The sequence below is a fragment of the Escherichia sp. KTE172 genome (assembly GCF_000408845.1).
In the GTDB taxonomy this organism is placed as follows: Bacteria; Pseudomonadota; Gammaproteobacteria; order Enterobacterales; family Enterobacteriaceae; genus Escherichia; species Escherichia coli.
On sequence record NZ_KE137316.1, the window covers coordinates 4,898,560 to 4,925,421 of the forward strand.

Annotated in this window: 21 protein-coding genes; 20 read left to right on the forward strand and 1 reads right to left on the reverse strand. The window is 51.8% G+C overall.

The window, feature by feature from the left end; translation table 11 throughout:
• Positions 1-195 precede the first annotated feature (195 nt).
• The 13 genes from serC (at position 196) to G434_RS01225 (ending at position 15,188) form a co-directional block, all read left to right on the forward strand.
• Positions 196-1,284, forward strand: coding sequence for a 3-phosphoserine/phosphohydroxythreonine transaminase (serC, locus tag G434_RS01285; RefSeq protein ID WP_000057148.1), 1,089 nt, complete (start codon positions 196-198; stop codon positions 1,282-1,284).
• A gap of 70 nt (positions 1,285-1,354) precedes the next feature.
• Positions 1,355-2,638 (forward strand): 3-phosphoshikimate 1-carboxyvinyltransferase, encoded by a 1,284-nt coding sequence (gene aroA, locus G434_RS01280; protein ID WP_000445212.1) that lies wholly within the window; start codon positions 1,355-1,357, stop codon positions 2,636-2,638.
• A gap of 169 nt (positions 2,639-2,807) precedes the next feature.
• Entirely contained in the window at positions 2,808-3,572 is a 765-nt protein-coding gene (ycaL, locus tag G434_RS01275) for a metallopeptidase YcaL (RefSeq protein ID WP_001305926.1), read from the forward strand.
• Positions 3,573-3,744: 172 nt separating this feature from the next.
• Positions 3,745-4,428 (forward strand): (d)CMP kinase, encoded by a 684-nt coding sequence (cmk, locus tag G434_RS01270; RefSeq protein ID WP_000125016.1) that lies wholly within the window; start codon positions 3,745-3,747, stop codon positions 4,426-4,428.
• 110 nt (positions 4,429-4,538) lie between these two features.
• Positions 4,539-6,212 (forward strand): 30S ribosomal protein S1, encoded by a 1,674-nt coding sequence (gene rpsA, locus G434_RS01265; RefSeq protein WP_000140327.1) that lies wholly within the window; start codon positions 4,539-4,541, stop codon positions 6,210-6,212.
• A 159-nt stretch (positions 6,213-6,371) separates the two neighbouring features.
• On the forward strand, positions 6,372-6,656 hold the full coding sequence (gene ihfB, locus G434_RS01260; RefSeq protein ID WP_000167336.1) for an integration host factor subunit beta: 285 nt from the start codon (positions 6,372-6,374) through the stop codon (positions 6,654-6,656).
• 206 nt (positions 6,657-6,862) lie between these two features.
• Entirely contained in the window at positions 6,863-9,127 is a 2,265-nt protein-coding gene (locus tag G434_RS01255; RefSeq protein ID WP_000705724.1) for a ComEC family protein, read from the forward strand.
• A 36-nt stretch (positions 9,128-9,163) separates the two neighbouring features.
• Positions 9,164-10,912 (forward strand): lipid A ABC transporter ATP-binding protein/permease MsbA, encoded by a 1,749-nt coding sequence (msbA, locus tag G434_RS01250; protein WP_000551266.1) that lies wholly within the window; start codon positions 9,164-9,166, stop codon positions 10,910-10,912.
• Entirely contained in the window at positions 10,909-11,895 is a 987-nt protein-coding gene (gene lpxK / locus G434_RS01245) for a tetraacyldisaccharide 4'-kinase (protein WP_000570555.1), read from the forward strand. The genes msbA and lpxK overlap by 4 nt, the downstream gene beginning before the upstream one ends.
• A gap of 36 nt (positions 11,896-11,931) precedes the next feature.
• Positions 11,932-13,164, forward strand: a complete 1,233-nt coding sequence (gene ycaQ, locus G434_RS01240) for a crosslink repair DNA glycosylase YcaQ (protein ID WP_000056536.1) — start codon at positions 11,932-11,934, stop codon at positions 13,162-13,164.
• A 51-nt stretch (positions 13,165-13,215) separates the two neighbouring features.
• On the forward strand, positions 13,216-13,398 hold the full coding sequence (ycaR, locus tag G434_RS01235; protein WP_000350058.1) for a protein YcaR: 183 nt from the start codon (positions 13,216-13,218) through the stop codon (positions 13,396-13,398).
• Positions 13,395-14,141, forward strand: coding sequence for a 3-deoxy-manno-octulosonate cytidylyltransferase (gene kdsB, locus G434_RS01230; protein WP_000011612.1), 747 nt, complete (start codon positions 13,395-13,397; stop codon positions 14,139-14,141). The genes ycaR and kdsB overlap by 4 nt, the downstream gene beginning before the upstream one ends.
• 153 nt (positions 14,142-14,294) lie before the next feature.
• A complete protein-coding gene (locus G434_RS01225) occupies positions 14,295-15,188 on the forward strand; it encodes a YcbJ family phosphotransferase (RefSeq protein WP_000436907.1) in 894 nt (297 codons plus the stop codon).
• Here G434_RS01225 and elyC read toward each other — a convergent pair.
• Positions 15,165-15,944, reverse strand: a complete 780-nt coding sequence (gene elyC / locus G434_RS01220) for an envelope biogenesis factor ElyC (protein WP_000899600.1) — start codon at positions 15,942-15,944, stop codon at positions 15,165-15,167. The genes G434_RS01225 and elyC overlap by 24 nt on opposite strands.
• Before the next feature lie 135 nt (positions 15,945-16,079).
• On the opposite strand from elyC, the gene cmoM reads away from it, so the two are divergent.
• The 7 genes from cmoM (at position 16,080) to gloC (ending at position 26,840) form a co-directional block, all read left to right on the forward strand.
• Positions 16,080-16,865 (forward strand): tRNA uridine 5-oxyacetic acid(34) methyltransferase CmoM, encoded by a 786-nt coding sequence (gene cmoM / locus G434_RS01215; RefSeq protein WP_001298300.1) that lies wholly within the window; start codon positions 16,080-16,082, stop codon positions 16,863-16,865.
• Positions 16,862-18,184: a chromosome partition protein MukF gene (gene mukF / locus G434_RS01210; RefSeq protein WP_001288850.1), complete on the forward strand. Its 1,323-nt coding sequence runs from the start codon at positions 16,862-16,864 to the stop codon at positions 18,182-18,184. Before cmoM ends, mukF begins: the two co-directional genes overlap by 4 nt.
• Positions 18,165-18,869, forward strand: a complete 705-nt coding sequence (gene mukE, locus G434_RS01205; RefSeq protein WP_001295931.1) for a chromosome partition protein MukE — start codon at positions 18,165-18,167, stop codon at positions 18,867-18,869. The genes mukF and mukE overlap by 20 nt, the downstream gene beginning before the upstream one ends.
• Positions 18,869-23,329 carry a chromosome partition protein MukB gene (mukB, locus tag G434_RS01200; protein WP_000572624.1) on the forward strand — a complete coding sequence of 1,487 codons (4,461 nt, stop codon included), beginning with the start codon at positions 18,869-18,871 and terminating at the stop codon, positions 23,327-23,329. Before mukE ends, mukB begins: the two co-directional genes overlap by 1 nt.
• Before the next feature lie 260 nt (positions 23,330-23,589).
• Positions 23,590-25,437 (forward strand): L,D-transpeptidase, encoded by a 1,848-nt coding sequence (gene ldtD, locus G434_RS01195; protein WP_000925988.1) that lies wholly within the window; start codon positions 23,590-23,592, stop codon positions 25,435-25,437.
• A 180-nt stretch (positions 25,438-25,617) separates the two neighbouring features.
• Positions 25,618-26,166, forward strand: a complete 549-nt coding sequence (locus G434_RS01190; protein ID WP_001295932.1) for a peptidoglycan L,D-endopeptidase MepK — start codon at positions 25,618-25,620, stop codon at positions 26,164-26,166.
• Between the two features lie 26 nt (positions 26,167-26,192).
• On the forward strand, positions 26,193-26,840 hold the full coding sequence (gene gloC, locus G434_RS01185) for a hydroxyacylglutathione hydrolase GloC (protein ID WP_001109449.1): 648 nt from the start codon (positions 26,193-26,195) through the stop codon (positions 26,838-26,840).
• Positions 26,841-26,862 lie beyond the last annotated feature (22 nt).

Below are 26,862 nucleotides of genomic sequence, written 5' to 3' on the forward strand. Positions count from 1 at the left end.
TAAAAACATCGGCTTTTTGCTAATAATCCGAGAGATTCTTTTGTGTGATGCAAGCCACATTTTTGCCCTCAACGGTTTTACTCATTGCGATGTGTGTCACTGAATGATAAAACCGATAGCCACAGGAATAATGTATTACCTGTGGTCGCAATCGATTGACCGCAGGTTAATAGCAACGCAACGTGGTGAGGGGAAATGGCTCAAATCTTCAATTTTAGTTCTGGTCCGGCAATGCTACCGGCAGAGGTGCTTAAACAGGCTCAACAGGAACTGCGCGACTGGAACGGTCTTGGTACGTCGGTGATGGAAGTGAGTCACCGTGGCAAAGAGTTCATTCAGGTTGCAGAGGAAGCCGAGAAGGATTTTCGCGATCTTCTTAATGTCCCCTCCAACTACAAGGTATTGTTCTGCCATGGCGGCGGTCGCGGTCAGTTTGCTGCTGTTCCGCTGAATATTCTCGGTGATAAAACCACCGCAGATTATGTTGATGCCGGTTACTGGGCGGCAAGTGCCATTAAAGAAGCGAAAAAATATTGCACGCCTAATGTCTTCGACGCCAAAGTGACTGTTGATGGTCTGCGCGCGGTTAAGCCAATGCGCGAATGGCAACTCTCTGATAATGCTGCTTATATGCATTACTGCCCGAATGAAACCATCGACGGTATCGCTATCGACGAAACGCCAGACTTCGGCAAAGATGTGGTGGTCGCCGCCGACTTCTCTTCAACCATTCTTTCCCGTCCGATTGACGTCAGCCGTTATGGCGTGATTTACGCTGGCGCGCAGAAAAATATCGGCCCGGCAGGCCTGACAATCGTCATCGTTCGTGAAGATTTGCTGGGCAAAGCGAATATCGCGTGTCCGTCGATTCTGGATTATTCCATCCTCAACGATAACGGCTCCATGTTTAACACGCCGCCGACATTTGCCTGGTATCTGTCTGGTCTGGTCTTTAAATGGCTGAAAGCGAACGGCGGTGTAGCTGAAATGGATAAAATCAATCAGCAAAAAGCAGAACTGCTGTATGGGGTGATTGATAACAGCGATTTCTACCGCAATGACGTGGCGAAAGCTAACCGTTCGCGGATGAACGTGCCGTTCCAGTTGGCGGACAGTGCGCTTGACAAATTGTTCCTTGAAGAGTCTTTTGCTGCTGGCCTTCATGCGCTGAAAGGTCACCGTGTGGTCGGCGGAATGCGCGCGTCTATTTATAACGCCATGCCGCTGGAAGGCGTTAAAGCGCTGACAGACTTCATGATTGAGTTCGAACGCCGTCACGGCTAATGCCGAAATTTTGCTTAATCCCCACAGCCAGCCTGTGGGGTTTTTATTTCTGTTGTAGAGAGTTGAGTTCATGGAATCCCTGACGTTACAACCCATCGCTCGTGTCGATGGCACTATTAATCTGCCCGGTTCCAAGAGCGTTTCTAACCGCGCTTTATTGCTGGCGGCATTAGCACACGGCAAAACAGTATTAACCAATCTGCTGGATAGCGATGACGTGCGCCATATGCTGAATGCATTAGCAGCGTTAGGGGTAAGCTATACGCTTTCAGCTGATCGTACGCGTTGCGAAATCATCGGTAACGGCGGTCCATTACACGCAGAAGGTGCCCTGGAGTTGTTCCTCGGTAACGCCGGAACGGCAATGCGTCCGCTGGCGGCAGCTCTTTGTCTGGGTAGCAATGATATTGTGCTGACCGGTGAACCGCGTATGAAAGAACGCCCCATTGGTCATCTGGTGGATGCGCTGCGCCTGGGCGGGGCGAAGATCACTTACCTGGAACAAGAAAATTATCCACCATTGCGTTTACAGGGCGGCTTTACTGGCGGCAACGTTGAAGTTGATGGCTCCGTTTCCAGCCAGTTCCTCACCGCACTGTTAATGACTGCGCCTCTTGCGCCGGAAGATACGGTGATTCGTATTAAAGGCGATCTGGTTTCTAAACCTTACATCGACATCACACTCAATCTGATGAAGACGTTTGGTGTTGAAATTGAAAATCAGCACTATCAACAATTTGTCGTTAAAGGCGGGCAGTCTTATCAGTCTCCGGGTACTTATTTGGTCGAAGGCGATGCATCTTCCGCTTCTTACTTCCTGGCAGCAGCAGCAATCAAAGGCGGTACTGTAAAAGTGACCGGCATTGGACGCAACAGTATGCAGGGTGATATTCGCTTTGCTGATGTGCTGGAAAAAATGGGCGCGACCATTTGCTGGGGCGATGATTATATTTCCTGCACGCGGGGTGAACTGAACGCTATTGATATGGATATGAACCATATTCCTGATGCGGCGATGACCATTGCCACGGCGGCGTTATTTGCAAAAGGCACCACCACGCTGCGCAATATCTATAACTGGCGTGTTAAAGAGACCGATCGCCTGTTTGCGATGGCAACAGAACTGCGTAAAGTTGGTGCGGAAGTAGAAGAGGGGCACGATTACATTCGTATCACTCCACCGGAAAAACTGAACTTTGCCGAGATCGCAACATACAATGATCACCGGATGGCGATGTGTTTCTCGCTGGTCGCATTATCAGATACGGCTGTGACGATTCTTGATCCAAAATGTACCGCTAAAACTTTTCCAGACTATTTCGAGCAATTGGCGCGGATAAGTCAACCCGGCTGAATGAATAACGGGCGATAACATAGACAATCCTTTCTTTTCAAAGACGTCGGCACATTGCCGGCGTTTTTTTTCGGACCTTGTGGGGTATTTTTATTAATGGTAGCGTTAATTATCAATGTAACTTGTTGATACATAATGTTTATATATAATTAATCAACGGATGATTCACATGAAGAATACTAAATTATTGCTGGCGATTGCGACCTCTGCAGCCTTACTGACAGGATGTCAGAATACGCACGGTATTAATACCGATTTGGCTATCAGCTCAGGTCTGAATGCTTATAAAGCCGCAACATTAAGCGATGCTGATGCTAAAGCAATCGCCAATCAGGGCTGTGCCGAAATGGACAGCGGCAATCAAGTCGCAAGTAAATCCAGCAAGTACGGTAAACGTCTGGCAAAAATCGCCAAAGCATTGGGTAACAATATTAATGGCACGCCGGTCAACTATAAGGTTTATATGACCAGCGACGTCAACGCATGGGCGATGGCGAACGGCTGTGTTCGTGTCTACAGTGGCCTGATGGACATGATGAACGACAACGAAATTGAAGGCGTTCTGGGTCATGAACTGGGCCACGTCGCGTTGGGTCACTCGCTGGCTGAAATGAAAGCTTCTTATGCGATCGTTGCCGCACGTGATGCGATTTCCGCTACCAGCGGTGTGGCTTCCCAGCTTTCTCGCTCACAATTAGGTGATATCGCAGAAGGCGCGATCAATGCTAAATACTCCCGCGATAAAGAGTCCGAAGCAGATGATTTCTCCTTTGATCTGTTGAAGAAACGTGGCATCAGCACCCAGGGGCTGGTTGGCAGCTTTGAAAAATTGGCCAGCCTGGATGGCGGTCGTACCCAGTCCATGTTTGACTCTCACCCACCATCAACAGAGCGTGCGCAACACATCCGTGATCGTATCGCCTCTGGTAAGTAAATCATTGTCATCTTTCGGGCTGGTCTTCTGCCAGCCCGCTATAATTGCGCAATAAATCCCCATCTGAATACAGACAAAACTGGTTTTTGCACACAACGTTAACGATTTGTGGCGTCGGCGCGTATAATGCGCGCGGTTATGTTAACGGTACGCCTGTTTTAAGGAGATAAAGATGACGGCAATTGCCCCGGTTATTACCATTGATGGCCCAAGCGGTGCAGGGAAAGGCACCTTGTGTAAGGCTATGGCGGAAGCGTTGCAATGGCATCTGCTGGACTCGGGTGCAATTTATCGCGTACTGGCACTGGCGGCATTACATCACCATGTTGATGTTGCATCGGAAGATGCGCTGGTGCCGCTGGCATCCCATCTGGATGTACGTTTTGTGTCGACCAATGGCAATCTGGAAGTGATCCTCGAAGGGGAAGATGTCAGCGGCGAAATTCGTACTCAGGAAGTGGCGAATGCTGCTTCACAAGTCGCGGCATTCCCACGCGTTCGTGAAGCATTATTGCGTCGCCAACGCGCGTTTCGCGAATTACCAGGCTTGATTGCCGATGGCCGCGATATGGGAACGGTGGTATTCCCTGATGCGCCAGTGAAAATTTTCCTTGACGCCTCCTCGGAAGAACGTGCGCATCGCCGCATGCTACAGTTGCAGGAGAAGGGCTTTAGTGTTAACTTTGAGCGCCTTTTGGCCGAGATCAAAGAACGCGACGACCGCGATCGTAACCGAGCGGTAGCGCCACTGGTTCCGGCAGCCGATGCTTTAGTGTTGGATTCCACCACCTTAAGCATTGAGCAAGTGATTGAAAAAGCGCTACAATACGCGCGCCAGAAATTGGCTCTCGCATAAGCGACCGAATTTGCAGTACCCCCGTTGCAATGGAATGACAGCGGGTATGTTAAACAACCCCATCCGGCATGGAGCCAGGTGGACGTTAAATATAAACCTGAAGATTAAACATGACTGAATCTTTTGCTCAACTCTTTGAAGAGTCCTTAAAAGAAATCGAAACCCGCCCGGGTTCTATCGTTCGTGGCGTTGTTGTTGCTATCGACAAAGACGTAGTACTGGTTGACGCTGGTCTGAAATCTGAGTCCGCCATCCCGGCTGAGCAGTTCAAAAACGCCCAGGGCGAGCTGGAAATCCAGGTAGGTGACGAAGTTGACGTTGCTCTGGACGCAGTAGAAGACGGCTTCGGTGAAACTCTGCTGTCCCGTGAAAAAGCTAAACGTCACGAAGCCTGGATCACGCTGGAAAAAGCTTACGAAGATGCTGAAACTGTTACCGGTGTTATCAACGGCAAAGTTAAGGGCGGCTTCACTGTTGAGCTGAACGGTATTCGTGCGTTCCTGCCAGGTTCTCTGGTAGACGTTCGTCCGGTGCGTGACACTCTGCACCTGGAAGGCAAAGAGCTTGAATTCAAAGTAATCAAGCTGGATCAGAAGCGCAACAACGTTGTTGTTTCTCGTCGTGCCGTTATCGAATCCGAAAACAGCGCAGAGCGCGATCAGCTGCTGGAAAACCTGCAGGAAGGCATGGAAGTTAAAGGTATCGTTAAGAACCTCACTGACTACGGTGCATTCGTTGATCTGGGCGGCGTTGACGGCCTGCTGCACATCACTGACATGGCCTGGAAACGCGTTAAGCATCCGAGCGAAATCGTCAACGTTGGCGATGAAATCACTGTTAAAGTGCTGAAGTTCGACCGCGAACGTACCCGTGTATCCCTGGGCCTGAAACAGCTGGGCGAAGATCCGTGGGTAGCTATCGCTAAACGTTATCCGGAAGGTACCAAACTGACTGGTCGCGTGACCAACCTGACCGACTACGGCTGCTTCGTTGAAATCGAAGAAGGCGTTGAAGGCCTGGTACACGTTTCCGAAATGGATTGGACCAACAAAAACATCCACCCGTCCAAAGTTGTTAACGTTGGCGATGTAGTGGAAGTTATGGTTCTGGATATCGACGAAGAACGTCGTCGTATCTCCCTGGGTCTGAAACAGTGCAAAGCTAACCCGTGGCAGCAGTTCGCGGAAACCCACAACAAGGGTGACCGTGTTGAAGGTAAAATCAAGTCTATCACTGACTTCGGTATCTTCATCGGCCTGGACGGCGGCATCGACGGCCTGGTTCACCTGTCTGACATCTCCTGGAACGTTGCAGGCGAAGAAGCAGTTCGTGAATACAAAAAAGGCGACGAAATCGCTGCAGTTGTTCTGCAGGTTGACGCAGAACGTGAACGTATCTCCCTGGGCGTTAAACAGCTCGCAGAAGATCCGTTCAACAACTGGGTTGCTCTGAACAAGAAAGGCGCTATCGTAACCGGTAAAGTAACTGCAGTTGACGCTAAAGGCGCAACCGTAGAACTGGCTGACGGCGTTGAAGGTTACCTGCGTGCTTCTGAAGCATCCCGTGACCGCGTTGAAGACGCTACCCTGGTTCTGAGCGTTGGCGACGAAGTTGAAGCTAAATTCACCGGCGTTGATCGTAAAAACCGCGCAATCAGCCTGTCTGTTCGTGCGAAAGACGAAGCTGACGAGAAAGATGCAATCGCAACTGTTAACAAACAGGAAGATGCAAACTTCTCCAACAACGCAATGGCTGAAGCTTTCAAAGCAGCTAAAGGCGAGTAATTCTCTGACTCTTCGGGATTTTTATTCCGAAGTTTGTTGAGTTTACTTGACAGATTGCAGGTTTCGTCCTGTAATCAAGCACTAAGGGCGGCTACGGCCGCCCTTAATCAATGCAGCAACAGCAGCCGCTTAATTTGCCTTTAAGGAACCGGAGGAATCATGACCAAGTCAGAATTGATAGAAAGACTTGCCACCCAGCAATCGCACATTCCCGCCAAGACGGTTGAAGATGCAGTAAAAGAGATGCTGGAGCATATGGCCTCGACTCTTGCGCAGGGCGAGCGTATTGAAATCCGCGGTTTCGGCAGTTTCTCTTTGCACTACCGCGCACCACGTACCGGACGTAATCCGAAGACTGGCGATAAAGTAGAACTGGAAGGAAAATACGTTCCTCACTTTAAACCAGGTAAAGAACTGCGCGATCGCGCCAATATTTACGGTTAAGTTTTTACTCAAACTTGAACGCGAGAAAAGCACCTGTCGGGTGCTTTTTTCATTTCTCTAATCTGGAACTGGAAGCTGCCTCGCAGAGTTTTGAGCAGTTTTCACCCTCTCGTTAAATTCTTCTGAACGTGCCTCGGGGAACGCAAAATTCCCACCAGACAACCGCTCAACAAAGTTGCACACTTTCCATAAACAGGGAGGGGTGCATGAAAATAACGACAGTCGGCGTATGCATAATTTGCGGAATTTTTCCGTTGCTGATTTTGCCCCAATTGCCTGGGACATTAACCCTTGCGTCTCTGACCGTCTTCGCCTGCGTACTGGTATTTATCCCTTTTAAAACTGTCCGTTATATCGCGCTGACGTTGCTGTTTTTCGTTTGGGGCATATTAGCAGCAAAGCAAATTTTGTGGGCAGGAGAAACCTTAACTGGCGCGACGCAGGATGCAATTGTTGAGATCACTGCTACTGACGGTATGACCACTCATTACGGTCAAATTACTCATCTACAAGGTCGACGTATATTCCCTGCGCCAGGCCTCGTGCTGTATGGCGAATATCTTCCGCAAGCGGTTTGTGCTGGACAACTGTGGTCAATGAAACTCAAAGTTCGTGCAGTTCATGGTCAACTTAATGATGGCGGCTTTGATAGCCAGCGTTATGCCATTGCCCAGCATCAGCCGCTCACCGGCCGATTTCTGCAGGCAAGTGTCATTGAACCGAATTGTAGCCTGCGTGCACAGTATCTGGCGTCATTACAAACAACGCTGCAACCCTATATGTGGAATGCGGTTATTCTTGGTTTAGGTATGGGGGAACGGTTATCCGTTCCCAAAGAAATCAAAAATATCATGCGCGATACTGGAACGGCGCATTTAATGGCGATATCGGGATTGCATATCGCTTTTGCGGCGTTGCTGGCTGCCGGACTCATTCGCGGTGGGCAAGTTTTTCTGCCCGGGCGCTGGATCCAATGGCAAATGCCATTAATTGGCGGAATCTGCTGTGCTGCTTTTTATGCCTGGCTGACTGGGATGCAACCTCCTGCATTGCGTACCGTGGTGGCGCTTGCCATGTGGGGAATGCTTAAGTTAAGTGGGCGACAATGGAGTGGCTGGGATGTATGGATATGTTGTCTGGCGGCAATTTTGTTGATGGATCCTGTTGCCATTCTCTCGCAAAGTTTATGGCTCTCTGCCGCTGCGGTCGCGGCACTGATTTTTTGGTATCAGTGGTTTCCCTGTCCGGAGTGGCAACTGCCGCCGGTATTGCGCGCGGTTGTTTCCCTCATCCATCTGCAGCTGGGAATCACCCTCCTGCTTATGCCCGTGCAAATCGTCATATTTCATGGCATTAGTCTGACCTCGTTTATTGCAAATCTATTTGCAATTCCCCTGGTGACATTTATCACGGTTCCATTGATCCTCGCCGCGATGGTTGTGCATTTAAGCGGGCCGTTAATCCTGGAACAGGGGTTATGGTTTCTTGCCGACCGGTCTTTGGCTTTACTTTTCTGGGGGTTAAAGAGTTTGCCGGAAGGGTGGATCAACATTGCTGAACGTTGGCAATGGCTAACATTTTCCCCATGGTTCTTACTGGTGGTATGGCGATTAAACGCCTGGCGAACGTTGCCAGCAATGTGTGTGGCTGGAGGCTTGCTGATGTGCTGGCCGCTGTGGCAAAAACCTCGACCTGACGAGTGGCAAGTGTACATGCTTGATGTCGGGCAAGGGCTGGCAATGGTGATAGCCAGAAACGGCAAAGCGATTCTCTATGACACGGGACTGGCCTGGCCCGAAGGGGATAGTGGGCAACAACTGATTATCCCCTGGCTCCACTGGCATAATCTTGAACCGGAAGGCGTTATTCTGAGTCATGAACATCTGGATCACCGGGGAGGGCTGGACTCAATATTGCACACATGGCCGATGTTATGGATCAGAAGTCCGTTAAACTGGGAACATCATCAGCCCTGTGTGCGTGGCGAAGCGTGGCAATGGCAAGGATTGCGTTTCAGCGCGCACTGGCCTTTACAAGCTAGCAACGATAAAGGAAATAACCATTCCTGTGTGGTTAAGGTTGATGACGGGACGAATAGCATTCTTCTAACCGGTGATATTGAAGCCCCCGCTGAACAAAAGATGCTAAGCCGTTACTGGCAGCAAGTGCAGGCAACATTGCTTCAGGTACCTCACCATGGCAGTAATACCTCATCATCGTTGCCATTAATTCAGCGAGTGAATGGAAAAGTGGCACTCGCATCGGCATCGCGCTATAACGCATGGCGATTGCCCTCCAACAAAGTTAAGCATCGCTATCAACAACAAGGTTATAAGTGGCTTGATACTCCACATCAGGGTCAAGTGACGGTCAATTTTTCAGCGCAAGGCTGGCGGATTAGCAGCCTCAGAGAGCAAATTTTACCTCGTTGGTATCATCAGTGGTTTGGCGTGCCAGTGGATAACGGGTAGAATATGCGGCTATTTCAACAAATGCTGGTTTTTTGAATGCATAACGACAAAGATCTCTCTACGTGGCAGACATTCCGCCGACTGTGGCCAACCATTGCGCCTTTTAAAGCGGGTCTGATCGTGGCGGGCGTAGCGTTAATCCTCAACGCAGCCAGCGATACCTTCATGTTATCGCTCCTTAAGCCACTTCTTGATGATGGCTTTGGTAAAACAGATCGCTCCGTGCTGGTGTGGATGCCGCTGGTGGTGATCGGGCTGATGATTTTACGTGGTATCACCAGCTATGTCTCCAGCTACTGTATCTCCTGGGTATCAGGAAAGGTGGTAATGACTATGCGTCGCCGCCTGTTTGGTCACATGATGGGAATGCCTGTTTCATTTTTTGACAAACAGTCAACGGGTACGCTGTTGTCACGTATCACCTACGATTCCGAACAGGTTGCTTCTTCTTCTTCCGGCGCACTGATTACTGTTGTGCGTGAAGGTGCGTCGATCATCGGCCTGTTCATCATGATGTTCTATTACAGCTGGCAACTGTCGATCATTTTGATTGTGCTGGCACCGATTGTTTCGATTGCGATTCGCGTTGTATCGAAGCGTTTTCGTAACATCAGTAAAAACATGCAGAACACCATGGGGCAGGTGACCACCAGCGCAGAACAAATGCTGAAGGGCCACAAAGAAGTATTGATTTTCGGTGGTCAGGAAGTGGAAACGAAACGCTTCGATAAAGTCAGTAACCGAATGCGTCTTCAGGGGATGAAAATGGTTTCAGCCTCTTCCATCTCTGATCCGATCATTCAGCTGATCGCCTCTTTGGCGCTGGCGTTTGTTCTGTATGCGGCGAGCTTCCCAAGTGTTATGGATAACCTGACTGCCGGTACGATTACCGTTGTTTTCTCTTCAATGATTGCACTGATGCGTCCACTGAAATCGCTGACCAACGTTAACGCCCAGTTCCAGCGCGGTATGGCGGCTTGTCAGACGCTGTTTACCATTCTGGACAGTGAGCAGGAGAAAGACGAAGGTAAGCGCGTGATCGAGCGTGCGACTGGCGACGTGGAATTCCGCAATGTCACCTTTACTTATCCGGGACGTGACGTACCCGCATTGCGTAACATCAACCTGAAAATTCCGGCAGGGAAGACGGTTGCTCTGGTTGGACGCTCTGGTTCGGGTAAATCAACCATCGCCAGCCTGATCACGCGTTTTTACGATATTGATGAAGGCGAAATCCTGATGGATGGTCACGATCTGCGCGAGTATACCCTGGCGTCGTTACGTAACCAGGTTGCTCTGGTGTCGCAGAATGTCCATTTGTTTAACGATACTGTTGCTAACAACATTGCTTACGCACGGACTGAACAGTACAGCCGTGAGCAAATTGAAGAAGCGGCGCGTATGGCCTACGCCATGGACTTCATCAATAAGATGGATAACGGTCTCGATACAGTGATTGGTGAAAACGGCGTGCTGCTCTCTGGCGGTCAGCGTCAGCGTATTGCCATCGCTCGAGCCTTGTTGCGTGATAGCCCGATTCTGATTCTGGACGAAGCTACCTCGGCGCTGGATACCGAATCTGAACGTGCGATTCAGGCGGCATTGGATGAGTTGCAGAAAAACCGTACCTCTCTGGTGATTGCCCACCGCTTGTCTACCATTGAAAAGGCAGACGAAATCGTGGTCGTCGAGGATGGTGTCATTGTGGAACGCGGTACGCATAACGATTTGCTTGAGCACCGTGGCGTTTACGCGCAACTTCACAAAATGCAGTTTGGCCAATGATCGAAAAAATCTGGTCTGGTGAATCCCCTTTGTGGCGGCTATTGCTGCCACTCTCCTGGTTGTATGGCCTGGTGAGTGGCGCGATCCGTCTTTGCTATAAACTAAAACTGAAGCGCGCCTGGCGTGCCCCCGTACCGGTTGTCGTGGTTGGTAATCTCACCGCAGGCGGCAATGGAAAAACCCCGGTCGTTGTCTGGCTGGTGGAACAGCTGCAACAGCGCGGTATTCGCGTGGGGGTAGTATCGCGGGGATATGGTGGTAAGGCTGAATCTTATCCGCTGTTATTGTCGGCAGATACCACCACAGCACAGGCGGGTGATGAACCTGTGTTGATTTATCAACGCACTGGCGCGCCCGTTGCGGTTTCTCCCGTGCGTTCTGATGCGGTAAAAGCCATTCTGGCGCAACACCCTGATGTGCAGATCATCGTAACCGACGACGGTTTACAGCATTACCGTCTGGCGCGTGATGTGGAAATTGTCGTTGTTGATGGTGTGCGTCGCTTTGGCAATGGCTGGTGGTTGCCGGCGGGGCCAATGCGTGAGCGAGCGGGGCGCTTAAAGTCGGTTGATGCGGTAATCGTCAACGGCGGTGTCCCACGCAGCGGTGAAATCCCCATGCATCTGCTGCCGGGTCAGGCGGTGAATTTACGTACCGGTATGCGTTGTGACGTTGCTCAGCTTGAACATGTAGTGGCGATGGCGGGGATTGGACATCCGCCGCGCTTTTTTGCCACGCTGAAGATGTGCGGCGTACAACCGGAAAAATGTGTACCGCTGGCCGATCATCAGTCTTTGAATCATGCGGATGTCAGCGCGTTGGTAAGCGCCGGGCAAACGCTGGTAATGACTGAAAAAGATGCGGTGAAATGCCGGGCCTTTGCAGAAGAAAATTGGTGGTATTTGCCTGTAGACGCACAGCTTTCAGGTGATGAACCAGCGAAACTGCTTGCGCAACTAACCTCGCTGGCTTCTGGCAACTAGTTACGCCGCGGCAGCGTTCGATTGATGGAGTCATGAATGTCGCTGCCGCACCTCTCTCTTGCTGATGCGCGTAATCTTCACCTCGCCGCGCAAGGCCTGTTAAACAAACCCCGCCGTCGAGCGTCGTTGGAGGATATTCCGGCAACGATCTCCCGAATGTCCTTGCTGCAAATCGATACCATTAATATTGTTGCCCGTAGTCCATATCTGGTGCTTTTCAGTCGTCTGGGAAATTATCCTGCCCAGTGGCTGGATGAGTCTCTGGCGCGTGGCGAATTAATGGAATACTGGGCGCATGAAGCCTGCTTTATGCCGCGTAGCGACTTTCGTCTTATTCGCCACCGCATGCTGGCACCTGAAAAAATGGGCTGGAAATACAAAGACGCCTGGATGCAGGAACATGAGGCGGAAATTGCACAGTTAATTCAGCATATTCATGATAAGGGGCCGGTACGTTCAGCCGATTTTGAGCATCCTCGTAAAGGTGCAAGCGGCTGGTGGGAATGGAAGCCGCATAAACGGCATCTGGAAGGTTTATTTACTGCCGGAAAGGTGATGGTGATTGAACGGCGCAACTTCCAGCGCGTTTATGATTTAACCCACCGAGTCATGCCTGACTGGGATGATGAGCGCGATCTCGTTTCGCAAACAGAAGCAGAAATCATCATGCTGGATAACAGTGCGCGTAGCCTGGGAATATTCCGCGAACAGTGGCTGGCAGATTACTATCGGCTGAAACGTCCGGCACTGGCGGCGTGGCGCGAAGCGAGGGCTGAACAGCAGCAAATCATTGCTGTGCATGTTGAAAAATTGGGCAATCTTTGGCTGCATGCTGATTTGCTGCCGCTACTCGAGCGTGCGCTGGCCGGAAAGCTCACTGCAACGCACAGCGCGGTACTTTCGCCTTTTGATCCTGTTGTCTGGGATCGCAAACGCGCAGAGCAGCTTTTTGATTTTAGCTACCGGCTGGAGTGCTATACCCCAGCGCCGAAACGCCAGTATGGCTATTTTGTTCTGCCGTTATTACATCGTGGGCAATTAGTTGGGCGAATGGATGCCAAAATGCATCGCCAGACAGGCATCCTTGAAGTTATCTCTCTGTGGTTACAGGAAGGCATTAAACCAACGACAACGCTGCAAAAAGGGTTACGTCAGGCGATTACTGATTTCGCTAACTGGCAGCAGGCAACGCGGGTGACATTAGGACGCTGCCCGCAAGGCCTCTTTACTGATTGCCGCACCGGCTGGGAAATAGACCCCGTCGCATAAATGATTATGATAAGATTTATGCATTCATAACCCGATCCATCTGGAGGAACTATGGATCATCGTCTGCTTGAAATCATTGCCTGCCCGGTTTGCAACGGAAAACTTTGGTATAACCAGGAAAAACAAGAACTTATTTGCAAACTGGACAACCTGGCTTTCCCGCTGCGCGATGGCATTCCAGTGTTGCTGGAAACGGAAGCCCGCGTGCTGACTGCTGATGAGAGTAAATCATGAGTTTTGTGGTCATTATTCCCGCGCGCTACGCGTCCACGCGTCTGCCCGGTAAACCATTGGTTGATATTAACGGCAAACCCATGATTGTTCATGTTCTTGAACGCGCGCGCGAATCAGGTGCCGAGCGCATCATCGTGGCAACCGATCATGAGGATGTTGCTCGCGCTGTTGAAGCCGCTGGCGGTGAAGTATGTATGACGCGCGCCGATCATCAGTCAGGAACAGAACGTCTGGCGGAAGTTGTCGAAAAATGCGCATTCAGCGACGACACGGTGATCGTTAATGTGCAGGGGGATGAACCGATGATCCCTGCGACAATCATTCGTCAGGTTGCTGATAATCTCGCCCAGCGTCAGGTGGGTATGGCGACTCTGGCGGTGCCAATCCACAATGCGGAGGAAGCGTTTAACCCGAATGCGGTGAAAGTGGTCCTCGACGCTGAAGGGTATGCACTGTACTTCTCTCGCGCCACCATTCCTTGGGATCGTGATCGTTTTGCAAAAGGCCTTGAAACCGTTGGCGATAACTTCCTGCGTCATCTTGGTATTTATGGCTACCGTGCAGGCTTTATCCGTCGTTACGTCAACTGGCAGCCAAGTCCGTTAGAACACATCGAAATGTTAGAGCAGCTTCGTGTTCTGTGGTACGGCGAAAAAATCCATGTTGCTGTCGCCCAGGAAGTTCCTGGCACAGGTGTGGATACCCCTGAAGATCTCGAGCGCGTTCGCGCTGAAATGCGCTAATTTCACTTCACGACACTCCAGCCAATTTTGGGAGGAGTGTCGTACCGTTACGATTTTCCTCAATTTTTCTTTTCAACAATTGATCTCATTCAGGTGACATCTTTTATATTGGCGCTCATTATGAAAGCAGTAGCTTTTATGAGGGTAATCTGAATGGAACAGCTGCGTGCCGAATTAAGCCATTTACTGGGCGAAAAACTCAGTCGTATTGAGTGCGTCAATGAAAAAGCGGATACGGCGTTGTGGGCTTTGTATGACAGCCAGGGAAACCCAATGCCGTTAATGGCAAGAAGCTTTAGTACGCCCGGAAAAGCCCGACAACTGGCATGGAAAACCACCATGCTGGCAAGAAGTGGGACTGTCCGTATGCCGATTATTTATGGTGTGATGACGCATGAAGAACACCCTGGCCCCGATGTCCTGCTACTGGAGCGGATGCGTGGTGTTTCGGTGGAGGCACCAGCCCGAACACCAGAACGCTGGGAACAGCTTAAAGATCAAATCGTTGAAGCCTTACTGGCCTGGCACCGTCAGGACAGTCGCGGTTGCGTCGGCGCGGTCGACAATACTCAGGAAAATTTCTGGCCCTCATGGTACCGGCAACATGTTGAAGTGCTATGGACCACGCTCAATCAGTTCAATAACACCGGTCTAACGATGCAGGATAAGCGGATCCTGTTTCGTACTCGCGAATGTCTCCCGGCATTATTTGAAGGCTTTAACGACAATTGTGTGCTGATTCACGGTAACTTCTGTTTACGCAGCATGCTGAAAGATTCGCGCAGCGATCAGTTACTGGCGATGGTCGGGCCGGGACTAATGCTTTGGGCACCGCGAGAATATGAACTGTTCCGACTAATGGATAATTCTCTGGCGGAAGATTTGCTCTGGAGTTACCTGCAACGCGCGCCAGTGGCGGAGTCGTTCATCTGGCGGCGTTGGTTGTATGTGTTATGGGATGAAGTTGCGCAACTGGTTAATACCGGACGATTTAGTCGGCGCAACTTCGATCTGGCATCAAAATCACTCTTGCCGTGGCTCGCCTGACGAACCTTTTAGCCACTGCCAGATGCGGCCAAGCGTTTCATAGCCAACACGATCGCTATGCATCAACCAAACCGGAGAAGGGATTGCCCGTTCCCACGGATTAAGCGGCGAGTCGATGGCCAACTGATTCGCCGGGGCTGGCAGCGGATTTAGCCCTTCCTGCTGAAAAAAGATCATCGCCCGCGGCAGATGTGATGCGGAGGTCACCAGCAGGAAAGGGGCGTCACCAATCGCCTGTTTCACTGCCGCAGCTTCTTCTTCGGTATCTTTTGGCAAATCCAGGGTGATAATTTGCTCGCGCGGCACGCCCAGCGATTGCGCAACTCGGGCACCTACTTCCGCTGTACTCACCGTATTGGTTTTTGCTACGCCTCCCGTGAAGATCAGTTTTGATCCCGGATTTTCGCGCCATAAGCGAATACCTTCATTCAGGCGGGGCAGACTGTTATTGATTAAATTCGAGCTTGGTGCCCACTGCGGGTTCCAGGTATAACCACCTCCGAGCACCACGATATAGTCCACTTTTTGCGAATTATTCCATGTCGGATAGGTGCTTTCGATGGGACGCAGCAGGCGGTCGGCTACCGGTTGCAAACTCAATAACAAGAGCGCCAGCCACCCAATGCTAATAAAAATCTTCCCGGTTTTTTGAAAACGGCTAAACCACAGCAGCGCCAGGCCAGCGCCAATAATCAACAACATCAGCGGAAGTGGCAGCAACATATTGCCAATCACTTTTTTCAGTGTAAAAAGCATCCTTTCTGGTTCCTTTTTTAACCATATAGCAAGGGATCGCCAGCGATATTACACCAGACGGGTTCATTCTCGCCGTGGCTGTGACAAAATAGCGTCTTTATCAGAAAACGTCTTAGCCAACCGGTGGAGAAAGCAATGCAGGATCGCAATTTTGATGATATTGCGGAAAAGTTTTCCCGTAACATTTACGGCACCACCAAAGGGCAGCTTCGACAGGCTATTCTGTGGCAGGATCTCGATCGCGTGCTGGCGGAAATGGGCCCGCAAAAACTGCGTGTGCTGGATGCTGGCGGTGGAGAAGGGCAGACCGCAATCAAAATGGCTGAGCGCGGGCATCAGGTCATTTTATGCGATCTTTCTGCGCAGATGATCGACCGCGCAAAACAGGCGGCAGAAGCAAAAGGTGTGAGCGACAACATGCAATTTATACATTGCGCCGCTCAGGATGTTGCTTCGCATTTGGAAACGCCCGTTGATCTGATATTGTTCCATGCGGTGCTCGAGTGGGTGGCCGATCCCCGCAGCGTATTACAGACCCTGTGGTCAGTGTTGCGTCCAGGCGGTGTGTTGTCGTTAATGTTCTACAATGCGCACGGCTTGCTGATGCATAACATGGTCGCCGGGAATTTTGATTACGTGCAGGCGGGAATGCCGAAAAAGAAAAAACGGACGCTTTCGCCAGATTATCCACGCGACCCGGCGCAGGTTTATCTGTGGCTGGAAGAAGCTGGTTGGCAAATTATGGGTAAGACAGGCGTTCGCGTGTTTCATGATTATCTGCGCGAGAAGCACCAGCAGCGCGACTGCTATGAAGCATTACTTGAATTAGAAACGCGTTATTGCCGTCAGGAACCGTATATTACCCTGGGGCGTTATATTCATGTCACCGCGCGCAAACCGCAGAGCAAGGATAAAGTATGAGTGAATTTTCCCAGACAGTCCCCGAACTGGTTGCCTGGGCCAGAAAAAATGACTTCTCCATCTCGCTGCCGGTAGACCGACTCTCTTTTCTGCTGGCGGTTGCCACGCTGAACGGCGAGCGTCTGGATGGTGAGATGAGTGAAGGCGAGCTGGTGGATGCATTCCGCCATGTGAGTGATGCGTTTGAGCAAACCAGCGAAACCATCGGCGTGCGCGCCAACAACGCGATCAACGACATGGTGCGTCAACGTCTGCTGAACCGCTTTACCAGCGAGCAGGCGGAAGGGAACGCAATTTACCGTCTGACGCCGCTCGGCATTGGCATCACTGACTATTACATTCGTCAGCGCGAGTTTTCTACGCTGCGCCTTTCTATGCAATTGTCGATTGTGGCGGGTGAGCTCAAACGCGCAGCAGATGCCGCCGAAGAGGGCGGTGATGAATTTCACTGGCACCGTAATGTTTATGCGCCACTGAAATATTCGGTAGCAGAAATTTTCGACAGTATCGACCTGACGCAACGTCTGATGGATGAACAGCAGCAGCAGGTGAAGGATGATATCGCCCAGTTGTTGAACAAAGACTGGCGGGCGGCGATTTCCAGCTGTGAATTGTTGCTTTCAGAAACTTCCGGCACGCTGCGTGAATTGCAGGATACGCTGGAAGCGGCAGGCGATAAATTGCAGGCCAACCTGTTACGCATTCAGGATGCGACGATGACCCATGACGATCTGCATTTTGTCGATCGTCTGGTATTCGATCTGCAGAGCAAACTTGACCGTATTATCAGCTGGGGCCAGCAATCCATCGATTTGTGGATTGGCTACGACCGCCACGTACACAAATTTATTCGTACTGCGATCGATATGGATAAAAACCGCGTCTTTGCTCAGCGGTTACGTCAGTCGGTACAAACCTATTTTGATGAGCCGTGGGCGCTAACTTATGCCAATGCCGATCGTCTGCTGGATATGCGTGACGAAGAGATGGCTCTGCGCGATGAAGAAGTGACAGGAGAACTTCCTGAGGATCTGGAGTACGAAGAGTTTAACGAGATCCGCGAACAGCTGGCGGCGATCATTGAAGAACAACTTGCCGTGTACAAAACCAGACAAGTGCCGCTGGATCTTGGTCTGGTGGTACGCGAATATCTGTCACAGTATCCGCGTGCACGTCACTTTGACGTTGCGCGCATTGTTATTGATCAGGCGGTACGTCTTGGCGTAGCGCAAGCAGATTTCACCGGACTGCCAGCGAAATGGCAGCCGATTAATGATTACGGAGCCAAGGTACAGGCGCATGTCATCGACAAATATTGAACAAGTGATGCCGGTTAAGCTGGCGCAGGCGCTGGCGAATCCGTTATTTCCGGCGCTGGACAGCGCCTTACGTTCAGGCCGCCATATTGGCCTCGACGAACTGGATAATCATGCATTCCTGATGGATTTTCAGGAATATCTGGAAGAGTTTTACGCGCGTTATAACGTTGAGCTTATTCGTGCACCGGAAGGGTTCTTCTATTTACGCCCACGTTCCACCACTCTTATCCCGCGTTCCGTCTTGTCGGAACTGGATATGATGGTCGGGAAAATCCTCTGTTATCTCTATCTCAGCCCGGAACGGCTGGCGAACGAGGGGATTTTCACCCAGCAGGAACTGTACGACGAACTGCTCACCCTGGCCGATGAAGCGAAACTGCTGAAACTGGTGAACAACCGTTCAACCGGTTCAGACGTTGACCGCCAGAAGTTGCAGGAAAAAGTACGTTCTTCGCTCAACCGTCTGCGTCGTTTGGGTATGGTGTGGTTTATGGGCCACGACAGCAGCAAGTTCCGCATTACCGAATCGGTGTTCCGCTTCGGAGCCGATGTGCGTGCTGGCGACGATCCCCGTGAAGCACAGCGTCGCCTGATTCGTGATGGCGAAGCAATGCCGATTGAAAATCATCTGCAACTCAACGATGAAACCGAAGAGAGTCAGCCAGATAGCGGAGAGGAAGAATAATGATTGAACGCGGTAAATTTCGCTCACTGACGCTGATTAACTGGAACGGCTTTTTTGCCCGAACTTTTGACCTCGATGAGCTGGTTACGACGCTCTCCGGCGGTAACGGGGCGGGTAAATCCACCACAATGGCGGCGTTCGTTACGGCGCTGATCCCCGACCTGACCCTGCTGCATTTCCGTAACACCACGGAAGCCGGGGCCACCAGCGGTTCGCGCGATAAAGGTCTGCACGGTAAGCTGAAAGCGGGTGTCTGTTATTCGATGCTCGACACCATTAACTCGCGCCACCAGCGTGTGGTGGTCGGTGTGCGTCTGCAACAGGTTGCCGGACGCGATCGTAAAGTCGATATCAAACCGTTTGCCATTCAGGGCCTGCCGATGTCGGTGCTGCCGACGCAGCTGGTGACCGAAACCCTCAACGAACGCCAGGCGCGTGTACTGCCGCTGAACGAGCTGAAAGACAAGCTCGAGGCGATGGAAGGCGTGCAGTTTAAGCAGTTCAACTCCATTACCGATTACCACTCGCTGATGTTCGATCTGGGCATCATCGCGCGTCGTCTGCGCTCAGCGTCTGACCGTAGCAAATTCTATCGTCTGATCGAAGCTTCGCTGTACGGCGGGATCTCCAGCGCCATTACGCGCTCTCTGCGCGACTACCTGTTGCCGGAAAACAGCGGCGTGCGGAAAGCGTTCCAGGACATGGAAGCGGCGCTGCGCGAAAACCGCATGACGCTGGAAGCGATTCGTGTCACCCAGTCGGACCGTGACCTGTTTAAGCATCTGATCAGCGAAGCCACCAACTACGTGGCGGCGGACTACATGCGTCACGCCAACGAGCGCCGTGTCCATCTCGACAAAGCCCTGGAATTTCGTCGCGAGCTACACACTTCGCGTCAGCAACTGGCGGCTGAGCAGTACAAACACGTCGATATGGCGCGTGAGCTGGCAGAGCACAACGGTGCCGAAGGCGATCTGGAAGCAGATTATCAGGCGGCCAGCGATCACCTGAACCTGGTGCAAACCGCACTGCGTCAGCAGGAGAAGATCGAACGTTACGAAGCGGATCTCGATGAGCTGCAGATCCGTCTGGAAGAGCAAAACGAAGTGGTGGCAGAAGCCATCGAACGCCAGGAAGAGAACGAGGCTCGTGCGGAAGCTGCCGAACTGGAAGTGGACGAGCTGAAAAGCCAGCTTGCTGACTATCAGCAGGCGCTGGACGTCCAGCAAACGCGCGCGATCCAGTATAACCAGGCGGTTGCTGCGCTTAATCGTGCCAAAGAACTGTGCCATCTGCCGGACTTAACCGCCGACAGCGCCGCCGAATGGCTGGAAACCTTCCAGGCGAAAGAGCTGGAAGCGACTGAAAAAATGCTCTCTCTTGAGCAGAAAATGAGCATGGCGCAAACCGCGCACAGCCAGTTTGAGCAGGCTTATCAGCTGGTGGTGGCAATCAACGGCCCGCTGGCGCGTAACGAGGCGTGGGATGTCGCTCGCGAACTGCTGCGCGAAGGGGTCGATCAGCGTCACCTGGCAGAGCAGGTTCAACCGTTGCGGATGCGCTTAAGCGAACTGGAACAGCGTCTGCGCGAGCAGCAAGAAGCCGAACGCCTGCTGGCAGATTTCTGCAAACGTCAGGGCAAGAATTTTGATATTGATGAACTGGAAGCTCTGCATCAGGAGCTGGAAGCGCGCATTGCCTCTCTTTCCGATAGCGTGTCTAACGCCCGCGAAGAGCGTATGGCACTGCGTCAGGAGCAGGAACAGCTGCAGTCTCGCATTCAGAGTTTGATGCAGCGTGCGCCGGTTTGGCTGGCTGCGCAAAACAGTCTCAACCAGTTGAGCGAACAGTGCGGCGAAGAGTTCTCCTCCAGCCAGGACGTCACCGAATATCTGCAACAGTTGCTGGAGCGTGAGCGCGAGGCGATTGTTGAACGCGATGAAGTAGGCGCGCGCAAAAACGCCGTCGATGAAGAGATCGAACGTTTAAGCCAGCCAGGTGGTTCTGAAGACCAGCGTTTGAATGCGCTGGCGGAGCGTTTTGGCGGCGTGCTGCTGTCAGAAATTTATGACGACGTTAGCCTGGAAGATGCGCCGTACTTCTCGGCGCTGTATGGCCCGTCACGCCACGCCATTGTGGTGCCAGATCTGTCACAGGTAACCGAACACCTGGAAGGCTTGACCGATTGCCCGGAAGATCTCTATCTGATCGAAGGGGATCCGCAGTCATTCGATGACAGCGTGTTCAGCGTTGATGAGCTGGAAAAAGCGGTAGTGGTGAAAATCGCCGATCGTCAGTGGCGTTATTCACGTTTCCCGGAAGTGCCGCTGTTTGGACGCGCGGCGCGCGAAAGCCGCATCGAAAGCCTCCATGCCGAGCGTGAAGTGCTTTCCGAACGCTTCGCCACGCTCTCCTTTGATGTACAGAAAACCCAGCGTCTGCATCAGGCGTTCAGCCGCTTTATCGGTAGTCATCTGGCGGTGGCGTTTGAGTCTGACCCGGAAGCAGAAATCCGTCAACTGAACAGCCGTCGCGTCGAACTGGAGCGGGCGCTGAGTAATCATGAAAATGATAACCAGCAGCAGCGTATTCAATTTGAGCAGGCGAAAGAGGGCGTTACGGCGCTGAACCGCATTCTGCCGCGTCTCAACCTGTTGGCTGATGACAGCCTGGCAGATCGCGTCGATGAAATCCGCGAACGTCTGGATGAAGCCCAGGAAGCCGCGCGTTTTGTTCAGCAGTTCGGTAATCAACTGGCGAAACTGGAACCGATCGTTTCGGTATTGCAGAGTGACCCGGAACAGTTCGAACAGTTAAAAGAAGATTACGCGTACTCTCAGCAGATGCAGCGCGATGCCCGTCAGCAGGCGTTTGCCCTGACGGAAGTGGTGCAGCGTCGTGCGCACTTTAGCTACTCTGACTCTGCAGAAATGCTTAGCGGTAACAGCGATCTCAACGAAAAACTGCGTGAACGTCTGGAACAGGCGGAAGCGGAGCGTACCCGCGCGCGTGAAGCGTTGCGCGGACACGCAGCGCAGTTGAGTCAGTACAACCAGGTGCTGGCTTCGCTGAAAAGTTCTTACGACACCAAAAAAGAGCTACTCAATGATCTGCAACGTGAATTGCAGGATATCGGCGTGCGAGCTGATAGCGGGGCAGAAGAGCGGGCGCGTATTCGCCGTGACGAGCTGCACGCGCAACTGAGCAATAACCGTTCACGCCGCAATCAACTGGAAAAAGCGCTTACCTTCTGCGAAGCAGAGATGGACAACCTGACCCGCAAACTGCGCAAGCTGGAGCGGGATTACTTTGAGATGCGCGAGCAGGTAGTGACCGCGAAAGCGGGCTGGTGTGCAGTCATGCGCATGGTGAAAGATAACGGCGTTGAGCGCCGCTTACACCGTCGTGAGCTGGCTTATCTCTCCGCTGATGATTTGCGTTCCATGTCGGATAAGGCGTTAGGTGCGCTGCGTCTGGCAGTGGCAGATAACGAACATCTGCGCGATGTGCTGCGCATGTCGGAAGATCCAAAACGTCCGGAACGTAAAATTCAGTTCTTCGTGGCGGTTTATCAGCATCTGCGTGAACGTATTCGTCAGGATATTATTCGTACCGATGATCCGGTGGAAGCTATCGAACAGATGGAGATCGAACTTAGCCGTCTGACCGAAGAGTTAACCTCCCGTGAACAGAAACTGGCGATCAGTTCCCGCAGCGTGGCGAACATTATTCGCAAAACCATTCAGCGCGAACAGAACCGTATCCGTATGCTCAACCAGGGTTTGCAGAACGTATCGTTTGGTCAGGTGAACAGCGTACGTCTGAACGTGAACGTGCGTGAAACGCACGCCATGCTGCTGGATGTGCTCTCTGAACAGCACGAGCAGCATCAGGATCTGTTTAACAGCAACCGTCTGACCTTCTCGGAAGCGCTGGCGAAATTGTATCAACGTCTTAATCCGCAGATTGATATGGGGCAGCGCACGCCGCAGACCATTGGCGAAGAACTGCTGGATTACCGCAACTATCTGGAAATGGAAGTTGAGGTTAACCGTGGTTCTGATGGTTGGCTGCGCGCAGAGTCTGGTGCATTGTCGACCGGTGAGGCGATTGGTACCGGTATGTCGATTCTGGTGATGGTGGTACAAAGCTGGGAAGATGAATCTCGCCGCCTGCGCGGTAAAGATATCTCTCCTTGCCGCCTGCTGTTCCTCGATGAAGCCGCGCGACTGGACGCCCGTTCTATCGCCACGCTGTTTGAATTGTGTGAACGTTTGCAAATGCAGCTCATCATCGCAGCGCCGGAAAATATCAGTCCGGAAAAAGGCACCACCTATAAACTGGTACGTAAAGTCTTCCAGAATACCGAACACGTTCACGTCGTCGGCCTGCGAGGATTTGCGCCGCAACTCCCTGAAACGCTTCCAGGAAGTGACGAAGCGCCTTCCCAGGCGAGTTAAAATGAAGGCGGCAGCAATGCCGCCTTTTCTTTTTCCGAAAACTCCGTTTCTGCACTAAAAAAGTGGCACATTACGGCGCGCTTTTCTTTAAACTTCTTTACATTAGGTTATGTAAAAACGTATCGGCGTTTATATACTGAAGATAAGCCTGATGAGTAACAGGCTTGCTCGTCATACTTTCGTGAGTATTGGCGTTGTACAGGCAAGTCGTAAAATAACAGCCTGGCTATTCAGAGTATGATAAAAACAGGGGGCAAGGGATGTTGCTTAATATGATGTGTGGTCGTCGGCTGTCGGCAATCAGTTTGTGCCTGGCCGTAACATTCGCTCCACTGTTCAATGCGCAGGCCGATGAGCCTGAAGTAATCCCTGGCGACAGCCCGGTGGCTGTCAGTGAACAGGGCGAGGCACTGCCGCAGGCGCAAGCCACGGCAATAATGGCGGGGATCCAGCCATTGCCTGAAGGTGCGGCAGAAAAAGCCCGCACGCAAATCGAATCTCAATTACCCGCAGGTTACAAGCCGGTTTATCTTAACCAGCTTCAACTGTTGTATGCCGCACGCGATATGCAACCCATGTGGGAAAACCGTGATGCTGTTAAAGCCTTCCAGCAACAGCTGGCAGAGGTGGCGATTGCCGGTTTCCAGCCGCAGTTTAATAAATGGGTAGAGTTACTGACCGATCCTGGTGTTAACGGGATGGCACGCGACGTCGTGCTCTCTGATGCGATGATGGGCTATCTCCATTTCATTGCAAATATTCCGGTCAAAGGCACTCGCTGGCTATATAGCAGTAAACCTTATGCGCTTGCAACGCCGCCGCTTTCGGTGATTAACCAATGGCAGCTGGCGCTGGATAAAGGTCAATTGCCGACGTTTGTTGCAGGACTGGCACCGCAGCATCCGCAATATGCGGCGATGCATGAATCGTTACTGGCCTTACTCAGTGACACCAAACCGTGGCCTCAACTGACCGGTAAAGCAACGTTGCGCCCAGGGCAGTGGAGTAACGACGTAGCGGCGTTGCGCGAAATATTGCAACGCACAGGCATGTTGGACGGGGGGCCGAAAATTACTCTACCTGGCGATGACACGCCAACTGACACGGTAGTCAGCCCATCCGCTGTTACTGTTGAAACAGCAGAAACTAAGCCGATGGACAAGCAAACGACGTCTCGTAGTAAACCTGCGCCTGCCGTTCGTGCCGCCTACGATAATGAACTGGTGGAAGCCGTTAAACGTTTTCAGGCATGGCAAGGATTGGGAGCAGATGGCGCTATTGGCCCGGCAACGCGTGACTGGTTAAACGTAACGCCCGCCCAGCGTGCTGGCGTGTTGGCACTCAACATCCAGCGATTGCGCTTGCTGCCAACAGAGCTTTCTACCGGGATCATGGTTAACATTCCAGCCTATTCGCTGGTCTACTATCAGAACGGCAATCAGGTACTGGATTCGCGAGTCATTGTCGGTCGCCCCGATCGCAAAACGCCGATGATGAGCAGTGCACTTAACAACGTAGTGGTAAACCCGCCGTGGAACGTACCACCAACTCTGGCACGCAAAGATATTCTGCCGAAAGTGCGCAACGATCCGGGATACCTCGAAAGCCATGGCTATACGGTGATGCGCGGCTGGAACAGCAGAGAAGCGATTGACCCATGGCAGGTTGACTGGTCTACAATCACGGCCTCGAATTTACCGTTCCGCTTCCAGCAGGCTCCAGGCCCACGGAACTCGCTGGGGCGCTATAAATTCAATATGCCGAGTTCAGAGGCCATTTATTTGCATGACACGCCGAACCACAATCTGTTCAAGCGTGATACACGCGCATTGAGCTCAGGCTGTGTACGAGTGAATAAAGCTTCCGATCTGGCGAATATGCTGTTGCAGGATGCAGGATGGAATGACAAACGTATTTCTGATGCGCTGAAGCAAGGCGATACGCGTTACGTCAATATTCGGCAGTCGATTCCGGTGAATCTCTACTACCTGACGGCCTTTGTTGGTGCAGATGGTCGTACCCAGTATCGTACAGATATTTACAATTATGATCTACCTGCGCGATCCAGCTCGCAAATCGTATCGAAAGCGGAACAATTAATCAGGTAAATGAAGCAGTTCGGGGAAATCAGTTGTCGTAATAATTAGCATGATCGGGGGCGATTCTCTGCAGCCCCCGTCACTGCTGGGGTTGAGTCATCTTGACGTCTGCTTTACGGGCGGTTAAGGTGCCTCTTGTGCGCCAGAAGTGCATATAAACGATAACATTGACCTGTAGACTTGATTATCATGGACAAATTCGACGCTAATCGCCGCAAACTGCTGGCGCTTGGTGGCGTTGCACTCGGTGCCGCCATCCTGCCGACTCCTGCGTTTGCAACACTCTCTACCCCACGCCCGCGCATTTTGACACTCAATAATCTTCATACCGGAGAGTCAATCAAAGCGGAGTTTTTCGATGGCAGAGGCTATATTCAGGAAGAATTGGCAAAACTTAACCATTTTTTCCGCGATTACCGCGCGAACAAAATAAAGTCCATCGACCCAGGATTATTCGATCAGTTGTATCGCCTGCAAGGGTTATTAGGTACCCGCAAACCGGTGCAACTCATTTCCGGTTATCGTTCCATTGATACCAACAATGAACTACGCGCCCGCAGCCGTGGAGTAGCGAAGAAAAGCTATCACACGAAAGGGCAGGCGATGGATTTCCATATTGAAGGTATCGCGTTAAGCAATATTCGCAAAGCCGCGTTATCTATGCGCGCAGGTGGTGTAGGATATTACCCACGTAGTAACTTTGTGCATATTGATACCGGGCCAGCACGGCACTGGTAGCAATTGCTTAACGAAACAGGGGCAGTATGAACTATCGTATTATTCCGGTCACCGCATTCTCCCAGAACTGTTCATTGATCTGGTGTGAACAAACCCGCTTGGCCGCACTGGTCGATCCTGGCGGCGATGCGGAAAAAATCAAACAGGAAGTTGACGCCAGCGGCCTGACACTGATGCAGATCCTGCTGACGCATGGTCATCTGGACCACGTTGGTGCAGCGGCGGAACTGGCGCAACATTACGGCGTGCCGGTTTTTGGCCCGGAAAAAGAAGATGAGTTCTGGCTGCAAGGCTTGCCTGCGCAAAGTCGTATGTTTGGTCTGGAAGAGTGCCAGCCGCTGACGCCGGATCGTTGGCTGAACGAAGGCGATACCATCAGCATAGGGAATGTGGCTTTACAGGTGTTACATTGCCCTGGGCATACGCCGGGTCATGTCGTGTTTTTTGATGATCGGGCAAAGCTGCTGATTTCTGGCGACGTTATTTTCAAAGGCGGAGTAGGGCGCAGTGACTTCCCGCGTGGCGATCATAATCAACTGATTTCTTCAATCAAAGATAAGTTGCTGCCACTGGGGGATGACGTGACATTTATTCCGGGTCACGGACCATTATCCACACTTGGTTATGAGCGTCTGCATAATCCCTTCCTGCAAGACGAAATGCCCGTCTGGTAAAGGCGCATAAAAAAGCCCGCTT